This is a genomic window from Aequitasia blattaphilus (genome assembly GCF_024721305.1).
In the GTDB taxonomy this organism is placed as follows: Bacteria; Bacillota; Clostridia; order Lachnospirales; family Lachnospiraceae; genus Aequitasia; species Aequitasia blattaphila.
In genome coordinates, this window is the sequence record NZ_JAMXOD010000007.1 from 68,640 (window position 1) to 86,651 (window position 18,012).

The 18,012-nt window shown below is 39.6% G+C and carries 16 protein-coding genes; 2 read left to right on the forward strand and 14 right to left on the reverse strand.

Annotated features, from left to right (window positions below; all coding sequences use genetic code 11):
- Nucleotides 1-20 precede the first annotated feature (20 nt).
- Nucleotides 21-2,216, reverse strand: coding sequence for a putative bifunctional diguanylate cyclase/phosphodiesterase (locus NHH15_RS06495; RefSeq protein ID WP_262065849.1), 2,196 nt, complete (start codon nt 2,214-2,216; stop codon nt 21-23).
- A 109-nt stretch (nt 2,217-2,325) separates the two neighbouring features.
- Between NHH15_RS06495 and NHH15_RS06500 the strand changes: the two genes are divergently transcribed.
- Entirely contained in the window at nt 2,326-3,969 is a 1,644-nt protein-coding gene (locus NHH15_RS06500) for a GGDEF domain-containing phosphodiesterase (RefSeq protein WP_262065850.1), read from the forward strand.
- Between the two features lie 42 nt (nt 3,970-4,011).
- On the opposite strand, the gene NHH15_RS06505 is transcribed toward NHH15_RS06500, so the two are convergent.
- The 6 genes from NHH15_RS06505 to NHH15_RS06530 form a co-directional block, all read right to left on the reverse strand.
- A complete protein-coding gene (locus tag NHH15_RS06505) occupies nt 4,012-5,076 on the reverse strand; it encodes a zinc-binding dehydrogenase (RefSeq protein ID WP_262065851.1) in 1,065 nt (354 codons plus the stop codon).
- A 69-nt stretch (nt 5,077-5,145) separates the two neighbouring features.
- On the reverse strand, nt 5,146-5,910 hold the full coding sequence (locus tag NHH15_RS06510) for an acyl-CoA dehydratase activase (RefSeq protein WP_262065852.1): 765 nt from the start codon (nt 5,908-5,910) through the stop codon (nt 5,146-5,148).
- Nucleotides 5,911-5,923: 13 nt separating this feature from the next.
- The gene (locus NHH15_RS06515; protein WP_262065853.1) at nt 5,924-6,184 is read right to left on the reverse strand and encodes a putative Se/S carrier protein; all 261 of its coding nucleotides are present in this window, start codon (nt 6,182-6,184) and stop codon (nt 5,924-5,926) included.
- Nucleotides 6,185-6,186: 2 nt separating this feature from the next.
- On the reverse strand, nt 6,187-7,458 hold the full coding sequence (locus NHH15_RS06520; RefSeq protein ID WP_262065854.1) for a double-cubane-cluster-containing anaerobic reductase: 1,272 nt from the start codon (nt 7,456-7,458) through the stop codon (nt 6,187-6,189).
- Between the two features lie 78 nt (nt 7,459-7,536).
- Nucleotides 7,537-8,664, reverse strand: a complete 1,128-nt coding sequence (locus NHH15_RS06525; protein ID WP_262065855.1) for an aminotransferase class V-fold PLP-dependent enzyme — start codon at nt 8,662-8,664, stop codon at nt 7,537-7,539.
- Between the two features lie 11 nt (nt 8,665-8,675).
- Nucleotides 8,676-9,734 carry a class I mannose-6-phosphate isomerase gene (locus NHH15_RS06530; RefSeq protein WP_262065856.1) on the reverse strand — a complete coding sequence of 353 codons (1,059 nt, stop codon included), beginning with the start codon at nt 9,732-9,734 and terminating at the stop codon, nt 8,676-8,678.
- A gap of 141 nt (nt 9,735-9,875) precedes the next feature.
- On the opposite strand from NHH15_RS06530, the gene NHH15_RS06535 reads away from it, so the two are divergent.
- Nucleotides 9,876-11,027 carry an ROK family transcriptional regulator gene (locus NHH15_RS06535; RefSeq protein ID WP_262065857.1) on the forward strand — a complete coding sequence of 384 codons (1,152 nt, stop codon included), beginning with the start codon at nt 9,876-9,878 and terminating at the stop codon, nt 11,025-11,027.
- Here the strand turns inward: NHH15_RS06535 and NHH15_RS06540 are convergent.
- The 7 genes from NHH15_RS06540 to NHH15_RS06570 form a co-directional block, all read right to left on the reverse strand.
- Nucleotides 11,024-11,410 (reverse strand): VOC family protein, encoded by a 387-nt coding sequence (locus tag NHH15_RS06540; RefSeq protein ID WP_262065858.1) that lies wholly within the window; start codon nt 11,408-11,410, stop codon nt 11,024-11,026. The two genes, NHH15_RS06535 and NHH15_RS06540, sit on opposite strands and share 4 nt — an antisense overlap.
- Nucleotides 11,411-11,442: 32 nt before the next feature.
- On the reverse strand, nt 11,443-13,128 hold the full coding sequence (locus NHH15_RS06545) for a glycoside hydrolase family 13 protein (RefSeq protein WP_262065859.1): 1,686 nt from the start codon (nt 13,126-13,128) through the stop codon (nt 11,443-11,445).
- A gap of 26 nt (nt 13,129-13,154) precedes the next feature.
- Entirely contained in the window at nt 13,155-13,985 is an 831-nt protein-coding gene (locus NHH15_RS06550) for a carbohydrate ABC transporter permease (RefSeq protein WP_262065860.1), read from the reverse strand.
- The gene (locus NHH15_RS06555) at nt 13,982-14,869 is read right to left on the reverse strand and encodes a carbohydrate ABC transporter permease (protein WP_330639161.1); all 888 of its coding nucleotides are present in this window, start codon (nt 14,867-14,869) and stop codon (nt 13,982-13,984) included. Before NHH15_RS06555 ends, NHH15_RS06550 begins: the two co-directional genes overlap by 4 nt.
- Before the next feature lie 22 nt (nt 14,870-14,891).
- Nucleotides 14,892-16,145, reverse strand: coding sequence for an ABC transporter substrate-binding protein (locus NHH15_RS06560; RefSeq protein ID WP_262065861.1), 1,254 nt, complete (start codon nt 16,143-16,145; stop codon nt 14,892-14,894).
- A gap of 178 nt (nt 16,146-16,323) precedes the next feature.
- The gene (locus NHH15_RS06565) at nt 16,324-17,343 is read right to left on the reverse strand and encodes a LacI family DNA-binding transcriptional regulator (protein WP_262065862.1); all 1,020 of its coding nucleotides are present in this window, start codon (nt 17,341-17,343) and stop codon (nt 16,324-16,326) included.
- Nucleotides 17,340-17,933 carry a TetR-like C-terminal domain-containing protein gene (locus NHH15_RS06570; RefSeq protein ID WP_262065863.1) on the reverse strand — a complete coding sequence of 198 codons (594 nt, stop codon included), beginning with the start codon at nt 17,931-17,933 and terminating at the stop codon, nt 17,340-17,342. Before NHH15_RS06570 ends, NHH15_RS06565 begins: the two co-directional genes overlap by 4 nt.
- Nucleotides 17,934-18,012 lie beyond the last annotated feature (79 nt).

The window sequence follows — 18,012 nt, forward strand, 5'->3', positions numbered from 1 at the left end:
GCCTTTTCCAATAATCTGTGTTATTCTTTCATAAGCTCAAGAAGCTCTGTTTCCTTTATTACATTGTATAAATAAAAGCCTTGCAAATAATCCGCTTCGCTTTTCATGCAGAAGTCATACTCCTCTTTTGTCTCAACGCCGTTCACACACACCTTCTTATTCATCGAATGACATAGTTCAATAATAAGCTTTGCAAAGTCTTTTGCATAGACCTCCTGTAAATTCTGTATCAACGAAAGCGAAGTGGTTATTGTCTTTACTGGCAGTTCGTGCAATTGTAAAAAGGATGCACTTCCTCCACCAAACTGATCCATAATCACCTGTGTGCCTTCCTCCTTCAGTTGATTGCTAATCATTTGTACTTTTTCAAAATTTTCAAGAGCATTTTTTTCCGAATAAGAAATAAGAATGTTCCGATTCTCAATTCCCACCTCTTTGACAATTTTTTCAAACTTTGCCAATATATTCTTTTCCTGAATCTGACGGTTTGTAAGATTCACAATCATTTTAAAATCCGAGTAGCCGCTGTCTACAATCTTTTTACATGTTTTCAACGCCTTCCGGAATACAAATTCACCAATGGGCAGAGTAAATCCCAGATATTCGGCTAAAGGTAAAAATTCTCCCGGGAGCACTGCTGCACCTTCATGTCTTATACGAAGAAGAGCCTCTGCCGCTCTCACACTTCCACTTTCCTTATCCACTACCGGCTGATACTTCACCTCGAAACCTTGAAAATCATTTTCCATAGCATTGCTTAGAATGGTCTCCATATTCAAACGCTCTTTTGCCAAAGAGTCCAAGCCCGAGTCATATAGTTTATGGCGGTTTTTCCCCATGCGCTTTGCCTCATACATCGCAACATCTGCCTGCTTTACCACTCCTTTACTATCCACACCTTCCATTGGGTACTGTGCAATCCCTATGCTAAAGGTACAGGTGAATTCTTTGTCCTTCGCCTTCCATGGTTGAGACGCTTTTTCATGAAGCCTCCGAATCTCTTCTTTCAAATCAACATCTGCATCACCGTCAATCAACACCACAAACTCATCTCCACCAAAGCGGAATGCGTGATTGGGCGTTTCATACTTCTCATTAAGCCAAGTAGCAATATTAATTAAAATTTCATCTCCATAGTCATGACCGTAACAGTCATTTACGATTTTAAAATCATCCAAATCGATAAAAACCAAGTATCCAATCTTCTTACCTTGTTTTGCTCTTTCTATTGCTTCATTTAAGAGAATATCACATTTGGAACGATTGGATATTTTCGTCAAATAGTCTGTAAATGCCATCTCTTTTATCTGCTGCTGGCTTATCTTTAGCTTATCAGCCGTATCAATTCTTGCAACTATGGTGGACACAAGACGGCTTATATTTAGTAAGAACTCTATTTCCTCTTCATTCCATTTCCTCTGTAAGGCCCTCTCATCAAAGGAGACAAACCCATGGTAACAACCGTTTCGATAAACCGCGAACATTGCGGCTGCCTGCACATTTTCCCTTTGAAACACCTCCTTATAGGCTTCTGGTATTTCTCCTGCGTTAACAACCACTTTCCCTTCTCGTATCAAGTCAATCGTTATATTGGTTTCTGCCAAAGTACCCGCTCCTGCATCTGTCAGTAATTCAGTCCCTTGATTAGCCCACTCATAACTAATTCGATAGTCCTTTGACTCCTCATTCCACTCACAAAATCGAGCCCGGCTGATATTCATGTATTCGCCAACCCGGTCAATAATGATTTGAATTGCTTCTTCCAACTGGTTGTCGTGAAGTCTCTGGAAAATGTCATTAATCACTAATTGCTGCTGAATGTGACTCTCTACCAAATGCTGGCAAGCCATCGGCGTAGCTTGACTCACAATCACAATATCATGACTGCAAATCCCCCTTTGCTCTCTATTCGCCGTGATGTAGGAAACCACAGGTCTGCTTTTCTTCTCCTTCGTAATAATACGATATTCCAAATGAAAAACATCAATACTTGTCTTTTCATATGCATCAATCGTTCGCAGCACCACCACCAAATCATCTGGATGAATAATTGACTCCCAGGTAACTTCTTCATTAATCAGCTCTTCTTTATCGTATCCGTATTCTCTAATATTTTCTGTGATGTAATCGACTCTCCACTCCCCATTTTTGCGAATAAGCCTTCCCACAACAGCTGGCACGTGTTCCAAGATTTTTTCTATATCAGTATGTGTCATGTCCTTATACCTTCCTCTCAGTTACAGATATTATAGACAGTCATTTCTTGAAAAGTCAAATTTCTATGGTAAAATATAAGTGGATAAGGCAATCTGAAAAGAGGATTGTATGAAAAACAGAAATACTATTATTGATGAGGCAGATGTTGCTCTCATCGTTATCGGATTAGAAGATGGAAAAATTCGCTATTCAAACCGGAAGGTTTTCAGAGATTTAGACCTTCAAGAAGGAGATATAATTAACCAAAAATACGATAAAGTATTTGGGCGTGACTTTACTCTCGTTTATAACGAATTGGTAATTTCTTCTCTTGACTGGAAGACTCATACTTCTACTTTTTATTGGAAGGAAAAATCTATCTGGGAGCAACTAAGTGTCCATCTTTCTACGTGGAAGGACAACAGCATCGTTGTTTACCTAACCATTACGAATGTAACTCCCTTGGCACAAGAGCTTTACAAACATGAGTGGCTGGCATATTTTGACGGTCTTCTTGAACTGCCCAATGGTCTAAAACTGGAACAGGATGTACAGACCATTGAAAATTACGACACTGCATGGATTATCTACTGCCGTATCGACCGTCTCAGTGATATTAATAAGCTCTACGGATGGGAAACCGGTGATTTTCTTTTAAGAGCCATCAAAGACTGGTTTCTATCCACAGAAAGGGAAAATGTGAGCATCTACACTATGCCCAAAAGTTTTATTTTATTCTCAAAAAATAAAACCTTACAGGATGCAAAAGACCGCTCCGTAGAAATCATAAACCGCTTTAAAACTCCTTTTTCTGTTCCATTTTCCGACAATACAATTCCCCTTTACTGTCCTGTCGAGGTTGGAATCGTACAAGGAAAATATATGAAATCGAAGCTGCGCAGTCTTTTGAGCCGCTCTCTTTTAGCTCCCAAAACGAAAGAAGGGTATTCAATTTATGACGAGAAGGTCGATATAATTGAAAAGGAAAAATTGAAGCTCAAAGAAATTTTTATTAATTGTGTTCAAAGCGGTATGCAGGGATTTGAGGTATATCATCAACCAATTGTAGATGCTAAAACAAAGTGCTGGACCGGCATTGAGTCACTGTGTCGTTTTACCACTCCAGACGGCACCTCCATTTCACCTATGGTCTTTATCCCTATGGCGGAGCAATTAGGACTCATTCAGCAAATCGATGCCTGGGTTCGTAAAACTGCAATTCAGCATTGTATTCATCTGGGATTGACCAATAAGGAGTTTTTTCTTGATGTGAATTTTTCACCGAATCAGGTTATTAATGAGACGCTGATGACAGATCTCTTGGAAACCACCTCATCACTGGGCTTTCCGATTGAAAACCTGCAGCTGGAAATTACAGAAAGCGTACATATCAAACTGCAAGAACACGAGTATACCATCTTAAATTCTCTTCTTGGAATGGGTCTCAAACTGGGTATTGATGATTTTGGAACTGGCTATTCCTCTCTTGAGAATTTGTTGAATCTTCCTGCCAATACCATTAAAGTTGACAAGGTGTTTATAGATGATATTGTAGATGATACTTTCAAACAGCTTCTTCTTCGCTCCATCACGCAGATTGCGAAGTTCCTGAACATGAAAATCATCGTAGAAGGTGTCGAAACAAAGGAGCAGTATCTCCTTCTTAAAGAAATGGATATTGACTATATTCAAGGCTATTTCTTTAGTAAGCCACTGTCCTTTGATACTTTAAAAGCAAAGCGTCATAATTTTAGTCCTTCAAAAACACAATAGAAAAAAATGAGGCTGCCAAAGCAGCCTCACATTATTATCTCACTATTTGTCCCATTCAATGAATACCACTGGTTTAATTAAATCAGCCGGTTTCTCATCCATAAGTTTAAATGCATCTTCCATTGCATCAAATCCATAGAATCTATGGGTAATGAGTTTGGAAGGATCCACTCTTCCATTCTTAATCATCTCAAGCATCTTTTTGATTCGTCTTGCACCACCTGGACAAAAGCCTCCGCGGATATCCTTATTCGACATGCCGAGTCCCCAAAGATATGCTGGCATGGAAAGGGTCTCTGAAACATCAAAAAAGTTCACGTTGGCAATAACTCCACACTCCCTTGTCATTGCAACAGCCTGGGCAAATGTTTTTTCATTTCCACCAGCAATAATTGTACGGTCTGAACCACCACCTGTCATGGCCACAATCTGCTCAACAATATCTCCATCTTTATAACTTACAATATCTGTAGCACCATACTCTTTTGCAATTTTAACACAATTTGGTCTGGTTCCTACTGCAATAATCCTTCCTGCTCCACGAAGCTTTGCGCCAGCTACAGCCATTAGACCAACCGGCCCAATCCCAATTACTACAACCGTATCACCGAAGCCTATTTCTGCAAGCTCCACTCCGTGAAAGCCAGTAGACATCATATCCACGGTCATAAGAGCCGATTCAACCGGAATCTCATCTGGCAGATTTACCAGGTTTGCATCTGCATTGTTCACATGGAAAAACTCTGCCATCGTCCCATCCTTCTGGGATAAGAATTTAAAACTTCCCATCAAATGGGAATCATGAGCATTGGATCTGGAATTTTGTACCCCCAGCTGCTCCCAATCCGGTGTTACACAAGGTACAACCACTACATCGCCCGGTTTAAATTTTGTCACCAAGCTTCCAACTTCAACAATTTCACCTACTGCTTCATGTCCCAAAATGGTATCAATTTTTTCTCCTGAACCACCATGAAGAGCATGTGTATCCGACGAACACGGGGCAATTGCAATTGGCCTCACAATCGCATCCATTGGCCCTGCTACAGGTTTTTCCTTTTCCAGCCAAGCTGGTTGATTAACTGCTTTCATACCATAACCACGCATAATATCATCCTCCTTACAAACTTGTTCTTTTCTGAATATTATAGCATGTTATGTGAATTGTCAATTAATTTAATCTTTAACAAGCTCATTGGCAAACAACGCAGCGCCCAGAGCACCTGCAAATCTGCCCTCTTTGGTGCCTTTCACCTCTTTCCGGAGTTTCTTTGACAAAATTCCAGCAAAGTATTTATTATCACTGAGCCCTCCCGTTAAGATATTCGTTTCCGGCAATCCCATGCGGCGGCAAAGCTGGGCAACTTTTTCGGCGACAGAATCGATAATCCCTGCCGCCAAATCTTCTCGTTTCTTCCCTTCTCCTATATGACTGATAATCTCTGTCTCCGCAAACACAGTGCACAAAGAACTAATAGAAACCTTTTCTCCGGTTTTTGCAAGCTCGAAAAGTTCCTCTAAATCTACTCCCAATCGATTTGCCATAACCTCGATAAATTTCCCGGTTCCTGCTGAACATTTATCATTCATCATAAAATCACGGACCATACCATTTTCCAGAATAATGACTTTCGTATCCTGTCCTCCAACATCGATAATTCCACACTCTCCACCTACTAGCTCTCTTCCGCCTCTTCCGTGGCAAGTAATCTCTGTAATTATTTCATCTGCATATTCTACCGCAACCCTGCCGTATCCTGTAGCAACCACTTTTGTAGTTTCATCGTGTACATCAATACCTGCTTCTACAAGCTTATCTTTAATAAGCCTGCTGGTATCTTTGCTGCTCCATCCGGTGGGGAGAACAAAACGAATTTCCTTTTCTCCTAAAACGACTACCTTTGAGGCCGTTGATCCAATATCAATCCCAACACAATTCATCTTTTATGCCTTTCTAACAATATCGATCCCGATTGGGATTAATATCTTTTTCTACTTCTGCAAACTCTAAAATTTCAATGCTGTGTTCCTGAATGCACTTTTGTATTGCTTCTATATCTTCCTTCTTTATCAGCAAAGATATTCCGCAACATTTACTTAGAGATCTTGGTGTCGGTGCTATCGTTGTTTTGATTCCAATTGCCCCCAATTCCTTGTATAGGCGCATCCCGTTCTCATGGTTGGGAAATAAGATATAATGCCATATTTCTTTCATAATTAACGCAACATCTCCATAAATGCTCCAATTCTTGTTCTTAGCTGAGAAGCATCACTATCTGTGTAATCTGTTTCAATTCCCAGAACCGGTATATTTGCTTCTCTCATCCCACGTTCTACCAGATATCCTTCGGTATCGTAAAGATTACAGAACTTCAGGTTTACATCGATAATTCCATCTACCTTATACTCTTTTGCCAATCGTAGAATATCTTCAATTCTTCCTTCATTTGGCGTGAAGCAAGCACAGTTAATGTTCATGTAGCGCTCTGCCAATGCTTCCACCTGTCCCTCAAACGTATTACTGTTCTCATCTACCAAATGTTCAAAATATCTTGTTCCTGTACAAGTTTCCTCACAGACAACAATTCCACCGGTTGTTTCAATTATCTGATGAAGTTTCCAGTTTGGTACTGCCATTGGCGTACCTGTTATCATGATCCGCTTGTCACCACTTTGACAGACACTTACTCCATCCTGTACGCGTTTTTCTAACTCGTCGCACAGCTTATTTGTCATCTGGGTAAAACGGCCCGGGTCATCATAAAAAGCAATTTGAGAAATCAAAAGAACATCTCTTCCACTAATTGGAACATTTTCATTTTTTCTTAGGTTATAGAGTCTCTCAAGAGCTCTTCTCTTATTGTTGATCAGTTCAATACTATCTTTTAAAGATTCAAAAGTTACTGTATTTCCCGTCTCCTTTTCAACCACATCTTTTAATGTGAGAATCTCATCTTCCCATGCCTTTATGTCCTTCGCTCTCTTCATCTGAGGCAAATCCATTACATGAATCGGAACGTCTTCTCCTAAAATCTCCCACGCCTTCTTCTTTCCATCACAGGTGGTTTCCCCAATGTACATATCTGCAATTCGAAAGAAAGGACAAGTCGCATCCAGTCTTGCTCCCACAGAAGCTTTAATCAATGGACACGTATTCGTTGGCAATACCTTTTCTCCACCGGGAACCCAAAACTGTGAACCGCCGCATAATCCTGTTGCAATCGCTCCTGATGCAACGATTACTTCATCCGGCACATACACACAGAAGGTTCCAAAAACTTTCGTTCCTGTCTTTTGTGCCGCCACCAGCTCCGCCGGTCTGATTCCATGAATGTCTGCCACCACCATATTGTAATAATCCATTGATTCCGGACGATTTTCCTGGGAAAGATACACATCTCCAAAAGCTTGAGGCAATACCTCACAGAGTTGATCATGCGTTTCTAAGTCCATCCCCAGTTCTTCCCACATTTTGCGATAATCAGCCATTTCTTATCCTCCTAGTATAATAATTTTATACTATAAACTTATCACTAAAAACCGGCTTTGTCTTATCGTTTCTATGTATCATTTTGTCAAATTATAGATGATTTCTATGCACCGATTTATTTCTTCTATTGTATTGAAATTTCCAAAGGAAAAACGGATTGTTCCTTCCGGGAATGTATCCAAGGTTTTATGAGCAAGCGGCGCACAATGAAGTCCTACACGAGTCATGACTCCTCCTTCGGTTTCCAGACAAAAGGAGGCTTCTGCTTCGTCCATATTTTTCATTTGAACGGACACAACCGAAACACGTTTTTTAATATCCTTACTTCCGATAATCCGAACCTCCGGAATTTCCCCCAGCTTTTCAAGAAAATATTTTGTCAGTTCCATTTTCTTTCGGTGAAGCTCTTCCATTCCTTCTTTCTCCAAATAATCAAGAGCCACGGATAATCCAATAATTCCCGGGAGATTAAGCGTTCCGCTCTCCAACCCATCGGGAAGCGTTTCCGGCATAGCATAAGAATCAGACTTACTTCCGGTTCCACCTGCAATCAAAGGCCAAATGCTCTCTCTCCCCTTTTCCGACAAAAGAAAGCCACCAATCCCTTGTGGCCCTAGCAGCCCCTTATGACCAGTAAATGCAAGATAGTCAATACACATTGCCTGCATATCGATGGGAAGCGTCCCTGCACTCTGTGCTGCATCTACGGTGAAGAGGATTCCTCTTTCCTTACATATTTTCCCCACTTCTTCGATGGGGAGAATTTCACCGGAAACATTGGAAGCATGGGTCATTACAATCATTCTGGTATTTTCCTTTATTGTCCTTTCAAGCTCTTCAACATTACCGGCTATTGTGTGGGAAATTCCATTCTCCTCCAACTGTTTCAAAGGGCGCATAACCGCGTTGTGCTCCAGGTTCGATGTAATTACATGATCTCCTTCTTTTAGAACGCCTTTTAAAATCTGGTTCAATGCGTACGTTACATTCTGTGTGAAAATTACATTTTCCGAATTCACGCATCCAAAAAAACGTGCAAGCTTTTCTCTGGTCTCCAAAACTCTGCCTGCCACGTCGTAGGCTCCTCCATAGTTTCCTCTATTGATATTAAATCCTCTGTGGCTGATAAAATCAGCCATCTCTTCTCCTACTCCTGGTGCTTTTGGAAAAGAAGTACTGGCATTATCGAAATAGATATTCTCCATTCAGTCTCCTCCTATTCAAAGCAGGATACCACCTCAAGAGATTCTTCCTGATTAGAAATCAATTCAAATTTCTCTCCTCCATCGTAGGGAAGGAAGAAGTAGTCTCCTTGCTTTACCTCTTTTTGATAGTCTTTACCCTTTAGTAAGCCTGTTCCCTTTACTATAACATAAACTCCTGGAGTCTTTGGCAATAATAAATTCTTTTTAATTCGATATCTTTTCACACCAAAGAGCGGAGTATCTTCTTTGTTAATCAAATCCTCTTCTTGATAGCTTTCTGATGCCATCACAATTCTTGGGATCTTTTTTGCTGGTGCGTAGCTCGCTTCTCCATAAGGAGTGAAATCAAAGCAAGATAAAGCGACCTCACGCTCTAGTCCACAAAAACGTTCTTCATCATTTAATTCATACTCTCCACAGAAATATTCCGGACTAATCGTAAAGTCTGTAGGCTCTTGCACCTCTAAAATCAAACAGCCCTTACCAATTGCATGAACCCGTTTCGCTGGAACAAGGTAGATATCTCCTTCCTTGACGGGAATCGCATTAAGATACCCCTCCATCAAATCCTTTTCTGTCTTGGATCGTTCAACAAGCTCCGAGAACTCTTCCTTTGTTAACTTCTCCTTAAAACCAAAATAAATACAAGCATCCTTTCTAGTGTTTAAAACAAGCCACATTTCTGTTTTACCTTTTGTGGATGCAAAATGTTTCTTTGAAAACTCAGCGTCAGGATGAACCTGGATAGGAAGACGAATACCACTGTCAAGATATTTCACCAAAACATTAAAGTTCTTCTTTCCTCCCAGCATTTCATCTGGATAATTTTCAATCAACTCCTTTAAAGTAATTTTCGTATCTTTAATAATGCTTAAGCCTTCATTTTCAATTGTACTTCCTGGATTATTTGCCTGAACCGTTGATGCAACCCACTCCTCTGGCAAATAGCTGTCTTCCTTTTCATCTCCTAAAAAGTCATGAAATAAGAGTCCTCCTTTATACACTCTGCCGACTCTGTTTCTTTCTAAAAAAATGGGTTGTTTTGTTAATTCTTTTTCTAATGCATTCATACGATTAAATTCTCCTTTCACATCGTTCTATCTCTCATGCTCAAAATAGCATAGAGATTTCTATTTGTCAATTGGTTTGACATATTAAGTTTGACATTTATTTTTCCACCAGTTAATATGGAATGAACGAGGTGAAAAGAAATGGCAAGAAAAACCCTTAATGCTGCATCTATGAAGATGCGGAATCAAAAAAAGGTAATTGAGAATTTAATTATGACTCCTTATTCCCGGGCGGAGCTTGCAAGAATTACCGGTCTTACAAGAGCCTCTATTAGTAATATTGCAGACGAATTACTGGCAGATGGACTCATCAAAGAAGGAGAGCCTATTCTCGGTAAAGTAGGACGAAAGTCTCATGTTTTGGAATTAAATCCCAATCGCTACTATATGATTGGAATCGACATCGCAAGAGATGCATGCCACATAGGGTTTATGGATTTCAAAGGAACAGTTCTCTATTCCACCTGTATTACAATGGAGCAATCTGCCGCCGACACTTTGAATTTAATACTCACCATCTTAAAAAAGCAAATGTCAGTCCTTGACCTTCCTAAGGAGTTATTGGGTATTGGCATCACTGCACCTGGACCATTGAACACTCAGGAAGGAATCATCCTTACACCACCAAACTTCGAGAACTGGTTTCATGTAAATGTGGTTGGTTTCTTTAAGAAAGAATTTCATTGTCCAGTAATTCTGGAAAATAACGCAAGCGCCAGAGCTTTAGCTGAGAAATATAAGGGAATTGGAAATCAATACACCAACTTCGTTGAGCTTCTAATTGACACCGGGCTAGGGAGTGGTATTATTTTAGGCGGCTCCCTTTATCCCTTCTCTTCCGGCTTTGGCAATAACTTCGGACATATGTCCATAGACTTTGATGGTCCTCTCTGTAAATGTGGCAACCTGGGATGTGCAGAACTCTATGCTTCCATTCCGAATATTTTAAACTACGGAAAGAAACTAGATCCTCACCTCATATCTTGGAATGTTGTTATCGACGAAGCCATAAAGGGAACGCCTGCTGCTCTTAATGTGGTGGAGAAGGAAAGCGAGTATTTAAGTGTATTGATTACAAATATTATGAATATTCTAGATGTAGAATGTATTATTCTATCTGGGACGATTGCTTACCGCTCCGAACTTCTTATCGGCATGTTGAAAAAGAAACTGAAGACTCGTTATCTGTCACGAGATTGTAAAAGTCTTGAAATCTTACCTTCTGCAATCAAAAAAGAAGCACCGGTAATCGCTGCTTCTTATCTTGTGATTGAAAAATTTATTCATATTTAAACGTATTGATTAAACTCTATTTTTTCTTTATTTGGGCCTTCGATTATAAAATAGCGTACGCCTTTTTCAAAGAAAGGAAGAAAATGAATTTCATCATTTAAATTATTCATCCCCATTTTGTTGATTTCTTCATAAACCTTTTCCACATCTGTTACATCAATGGATATGTGATCAATCGATCCCGTCGTCATGGTCACATCTGTTGACTCATATACTTCAAAGACTAAATCCTTTTGCTTAAAGAACTTCACTTTCGCACCGTTGCTTTCATCGATTGTTTCATACATCACATCAAATCCGATTGCCTCATAAAATTTTGTGGATGCCTCCATGTCTTTTGTCGGGATTCCAACGTGTTGAAATCCAATCACATATTCCTTCATTACCTTTCTCCTTCCACTATCCTTTTTATGGATTATAGCACAGTCTGGAAGGTGAGGACAATTGCTTCATAAGGTCTTAATATCATTTCTTCCTTCCATTCATTTACTCGGTAATTCGAAATCAATACTTCCCCCTTCTCCGGCGTGAATTCTTCTGGTACTTTAAACGCCGTCTCTTCCTTTGAATAATTGCAAAGTACTAAGAGCTTTTTCTCGTCTAATTCTCTCTTAAAAGCAAATATCTTTTCGTCTTCCCGGTTAATTGCTGTGAAGCTGCCGTATACAATAACCTCATTTTCTTTTCTTAATTGGATGAGCTCTTTATAATATTGAAAGATGGAATCCTTTTCTTTTATTTGATGCTCTACATTTATCCTGCTGTAGTTTGAGTTCACATTGATCCATGGTGTTCCTTCTGTGAATCCTCCATTTACCGTATCATCCCACTGCATTGGTGTTCGTGCATTATCCCTGCTGCGGAGCTTTAGACATTCCATCATTTCTTCCGGTTCCATCAGTCCTGCTCCCGTCAGCTCCTCGTAATACTGTAGGCTTTCTATGTCTTTGTACATGGAGATATCTTCAAAATAAGCATTGGTCATACCGATTTCTTCTCCTTGGTATACGTAAGGTGTCCCTTGCATCATATGAATACAGGTTGCCAACATTTTTGCCGAGATTTCTCTGTACTCCTCACTGTCATCTCCAAACCTTGAGACACTTCTTGGCTGGTCATGGTTCCCCAGATAAAGGCTATTCCACGCCTTCCCCTGAAGTTCTTCCTGCCATTTAATCATGATTTTTTTATATTCCATGAAATCATATCGGTTGGTGGTCCATTTACCGTAAGGGCCGTCGCCAATGCTCACATGTTCAAACTGAAATACCATGTTTAGTTCATCTGCATCTTCCCCGGCATACATTTTCGCCTCTTCAATGGTAACACCTGCCGTTTCACCCACCGTCATAATGTCGTGTTTTGCCAGTACTTCCCTGTTCATTTCCCGCAGAAACTCATGGATACGATGGCCGTTCATATAGTAGGGTGCTCCATCTCCATAAAGCCCTCCATATACTTTTCCATCAGGGAAGCTTTGATCTTTTGAAATCATGCTGATTACATCCATGCGGAACCCGTCGATTCCTTTTTCACACCACCAGTTCATCATATCATATACATCATTTCGAACTGCTTCATTCTCCCAGTTCAGATCCGGCTGCTTTTTTGAAAAGCAATGAAGATAATACATACCGGTTTCGTTGTCATATTCCCATGCTGACCCTCCAAATGTAGCGCCCCAGTTATTTGGCTCTTTCCCATCTTTTGGGTATTTCCATATGTAGTAATCCCGATAGGGATTCTCTTTTGATTTTCTACTTTCAATAAACCACGGATGTTCATCCGATGTATGGTTTACCACCAAATCCATGAGAATCTTGAGTCCTCTCTCATGTGCTTTCGCGATTAATTCCTCATAATCCTCCATTGTTCCATAGTCATTAAGGATTTTACGGTAATCCGAAATATCATATCCATTATCATCTAGGGGAGATTCGAAAACCGGTGAAAGCCACAACACATTTACGCCCAATTCTTTTAGATAATCTAGTTTTTCTATGATACCTTTAATATCTCCAATACCATCTCCGTTGCTGTCTTTAAAGCTTCTGGGATATATTTGATATACGACACTTTCTTTCCACCAATTTCTTTTCATTTTGACCTCCAAGTCATTTCATATATTTATTTTACTGCTCCTGCTACTACCCCATTCATAATCCATCTTTGACAGAAAATATAAATGACTAATACCGGTGCCAACACAAGTAAGTAAGATGCAAAAGCATGATTATAGTCCACCGAGAACTGTGTCTTAAATACGTATTGCGCTAGCTGTAACGTCTGTTGATTTGGCTCACTTAGTAATACCAACGGCATTGTAAAATCATTCCAGGTCCACATAAAAGACAAAATTGCCACTGTCGCTGTCGTTGGCTTTAAGATTGGGAAGATAATATGCCAGAAAGTCTGAATCGGATTTGCCCCATCAATCTTCGCCGCCTCATCCAGCGCTTCCGGTATATTTCGAATCGCACCACTGTATAGAAATGTATTCATCGGCATCCCAAAAACAACGTATAAGAAGGTGATTCCAACCACATTGTCTAAATGAAAGGTATTTGCTTGAACTACCAATGGAAGCATTAATACACTGAACGGAATAAACATCGCGCTTACAAAATAGTAATAAACCATTGTAAAGAACTTGCTTTTCTTTCGATTTCTTGTAATCGCGTACGCAACAAATGAATTCGTCACCAATGTAAATACCAGATTTACAACTGTAATAAATGCTGTATTGCGGAATTTAATAGGGAAATCTGTCATCTCCCATGCTTCCACAAAATTTCTAAGACGTAACATCTTCGGAAGAGCCAGTACATTGTTCATATCTCCCGGATCACGAATTGCAATCATAACAGTCATGTATAAAGGCAGTAATATCACAAATACAATCCCTATAATAAGCAATATCGTTACAATCCAATTGTATTTTTCTTTCACTTTTTTCATCGGAGCTTATCCTCCCTTTTTTCAAGAAATTTCAACTGGAAGAAAGCAATTAATACCACAATAATAAATAGAACAACGGCATTTGCGGACTGGTATGCAAACTGTCCGCCTCCAAAGCCCTTCTTGTAAATCAGTACCGCAATGGATGTCGTGGTGCTCCCTGGTCCTCCATTTGTCATAGCCATAATCTGGTCATAAACCATCAAGTAATTTCTTGCTGATAACACCATATTTATCGTAAAAGATGGGGCAAGCAGTGGGAACGTAATTTTCATAAACCGTTTTATCCCTGCCGCTCCATCGAGACTTGCCGCCTCATAGACATCGGTATCAATGGATTGAAGTCCCGCCAGATAAATCAGTGTATTAAATGCACACCCAATCCAGACAGATACCACAATAATTCCCCACATTGCCTGATTTGTTCCCAGTATATTTACCGATAATGCCTTGATTCCAAGAGCCTTACCGGCTCCGGGAACTAAGTTGGCAAAAATATAGTTGAAGATAAAACCTACAATTAATGTTCCAAGCATATAGGGTAGAAAGTAAAATGCTTTAATTGTATTTTTGAACTTAATCTTCGCATTTAAGGCACATGCCAGAACTAAACTAATTATATTTACCAGAATTGTAGTAATCACCGAAAATTGAATCGTAAAACGATAGGCATTTACAATGTCTTTATCCGTAAACAAATGTGCATAGTTTCGAAGGCCTACGAAGTTCCACTCTCCATATCCTCTCCAATCTGTGAAGCTATAAAACACACCTCTTAGAAATGGAATGGTATGAAACAGGAAAAACAATATTCCCATCGCGCAAACTGCGATATAACACGCCGGATGTACTTTGGTACTTTTTCTGAATTTATTTTTCTTCATCTCTTTTCCCTTCATGAATGTACTAATCTACATTTGCCACATCATATTTCTCATCACACTGTTCTAAAAATGTATGAACGTTTTCCTTATTATCCACGCCATTCACATAATTCAGAGAAAACTCTGATAGCAGGGATGCAAGATCAAATCCTGATGGGTAGTAATGATCCGGGAAGTTTGCTACTTTTTCATTTGCCAAATCTTCTAAAATACTACTTACCGATACATTTTGCTGTTCCACACCCTCGATTGGAGAAAATGCAAACTGATCGTCAATGTATCTCTGGGCATTTTCCGGCTTTAGCATAAATTCAATGAAGGCTTCTGCCACCTCTTTGTTCTTGCTGGTAGAAGACACGGCTAACAGAACATCTACTCCGGAGGTGACATAGTTCTTTGCCTCATCATTGGACGCCGGGAATGCAAACATATCCACGTTGAAATCCTGGTTTGCGTTATGGAACTGATTAATCGCCCAGTTTCCATTTATCATCATGACCCCGCGTCCATTTGCAAATGCTTTATTGCCATCATCATATGTCATTCCCATAAAATCATCCTGTGCGTAATCTAACACGGTCAAATACTTTTCGGCAATTTCCTGATGGGTATCTGCAAATGTTGTTTTTCCCACTTTACGGTCATCTGTAAATCCTTCCGGCTGAAGATCCGGTGCCATACTATTCCAAGAGGGAAGAACTGTCCATGCATCTTTGTACGTTAATAATAGTGGCTCTTCTCCTGCTTCTTTAATCTGATCCATCGTTTTTAGAAACTCATCCCATGTAACCGGAATCTCTAATCCTAATTCCTCAAATTTATCTACGTTGTAAAGTATTCCGGATGCGTTTGTCGCATAAGGTACTCCGTACGCCTTTTCTTCTTTCTCTTTATTAATATCGTAAACCATTTGCATATATGCTTCCTGAATCGTATTCAAATATTCCTTGTCCGATAAATCCTCTAAAAGCCCGGCACTTTGTAGCTCTGTATACATACTATTTCCGCCAATTGCCAAAAGGTCCGGCATATCGTTTTTCGCCATACGTGTTTTTAACACGGTCTCAGCCTCAGCCGGTGCAACAACTTTAATCTTAGCTTCCTCTTGCGTTTCATTGAATTCATCTACTAAAGTCTGCATAATCGCATTATTTTCAGCTTTATTTAAAAATAATTCCAACTCATTTCCTTTTGCTTTACTGCTTCCACCACAACCTGTTAACATACCTAACATCATAGAACCAACTAATAGTAAACTGACAATCTTCTTTTTCATACTTGCTCTCCTTATCTATCTTGACTCTTGCATTTATGTAGTGCGGCCAACACTTCTTCATGTCATAATCATACGTCCAAAACTCCTTGTTTTACAATAGGTTTCATGAGAAACTACTTTTTCTCACAAAAAACTTCTTGCTAATTTGTTGAAAATATACAAAATAGAAGAACACCTCCTAAAAGGTGCCCTTCATTTCTTTTACCGACTCTCTTTTTATCAATTTTACTTCATGCCGGATATTCATCTCGGTAAGTTCTTCTCCTTTAATCATGCGGAGAAGTCGTTCAAATGCTGTGCTTGCTTTCTTGGAAACATCCTGATGCACCGTTGTAAGTCTTGGACGTACCAAGGTTGCACTTATGCTGTTGTCAAAACCCGCTACTGAAATCTGTTCCGGTACTTTAATTCCACAATCATGAAAGTAATTCATCGCCTCAATCGCTGTATAGTCTGAGGTGAAAGCAACTGCCTTTACCTCCAAAAACTGTGGAATTAGCTTTTCATAAAGATCCAATCTTTCCTTTTTATTGGTACTCCCTACAATAAATCTCGCCTTACTGCAGTACGATCCTTCTTCTTCCATTGCCTTTTTAAAGCCAAGCCATCGGTAATAATCACTCGCCTCATCCGACTCCCCGAACATAACAGCCTTCTTGTATCCGCACCCTCTTAGATACTCTCCAATCTGATACCCGCCCGAATAATCATCGACTCCCACATTTTGAAATGTATATTCCTCTGAGGCGTAAGCATCTACTAATACCATTTTTTTATTCAGCTTCTTTCTTAGAATGTCATGCTCTTTCTCCGAATATCCTAATATGATAAGACCATCCATATTCCAGGCTGAGGCAACTGAGATTACATTATTGTAATCTTCTCCTCCAATTAGCATAATGTAGTAGCCTCTTTCTTCTGCTTCACGTGCAATCGTTCCGATGAATTCTCCTACGAAAGAGTCCATTGTAGCATGCATACCATGAATCCACGAGTAAGTAACAATCCCTATAATCTTGGATACATTCCCAGTTAAACTCATAGACGCCATATTGGGTACATATCCTTGCTCATCGATGATTTGTGTGATTTTATCAATTGTATTTTGCGACACTCTTTTTGTCCTACCCTGAATCACATTTGACACTGTTGTACGGCTAACACCTGCCATTTCTGCAATATCTTGTAAACGAATCATAGCATTCCCTTCCTCGTATCCTCGGTTTGCATCGAAGCAAAATTGTGAACTGAGGATTTTATATTCCCTTCCATCGTCGTACTAATATAGTGCACCATCTCCTCACAGGATTCTTTCATCCCTCCCCGAATCCACTCCAGCAAGGTTCCTCCAAAAGCATATCCATAAAAGCGGACAACAAAAGCTTTCTGTTCCGAAGAGATATTGGTATCCTGTGCAATTTCATCCACGACTCCACCTAAAAGCTCATAGAGCACTTCATTTAAAAAAACTTCCAAATGCTCTCTTCCAAGAGAGCGGTACGTATTAACACACATGGTCTTATTTTCTTCTACGTATTCCAAAATATCGTGAAGCCCCTGCTGCCACGTAGCATAACTTCGCTTACTCTTTATTGCGTCCACCGCCTCTTTTCTATAAATCCAACCGAGAAGATCGTAAATATCCTGAAAATGATAGTAAAAAGTTTGTCGGTTTATATTGCAGATTTCCACCAGTTCTATTACCGTAATTTTATCTAAAGGTTTTGTTTTTAATAACTCTTTTAAGGTTTGCGCTAAAACTTGTTTTGTATAAGTTGTCATAGCCATACGACCTTTCTTCTTTTTAGACAATTATAGCAAAGTGTCTAGATTTTGGACATACCCAATAATCTGTCTATAGATAATC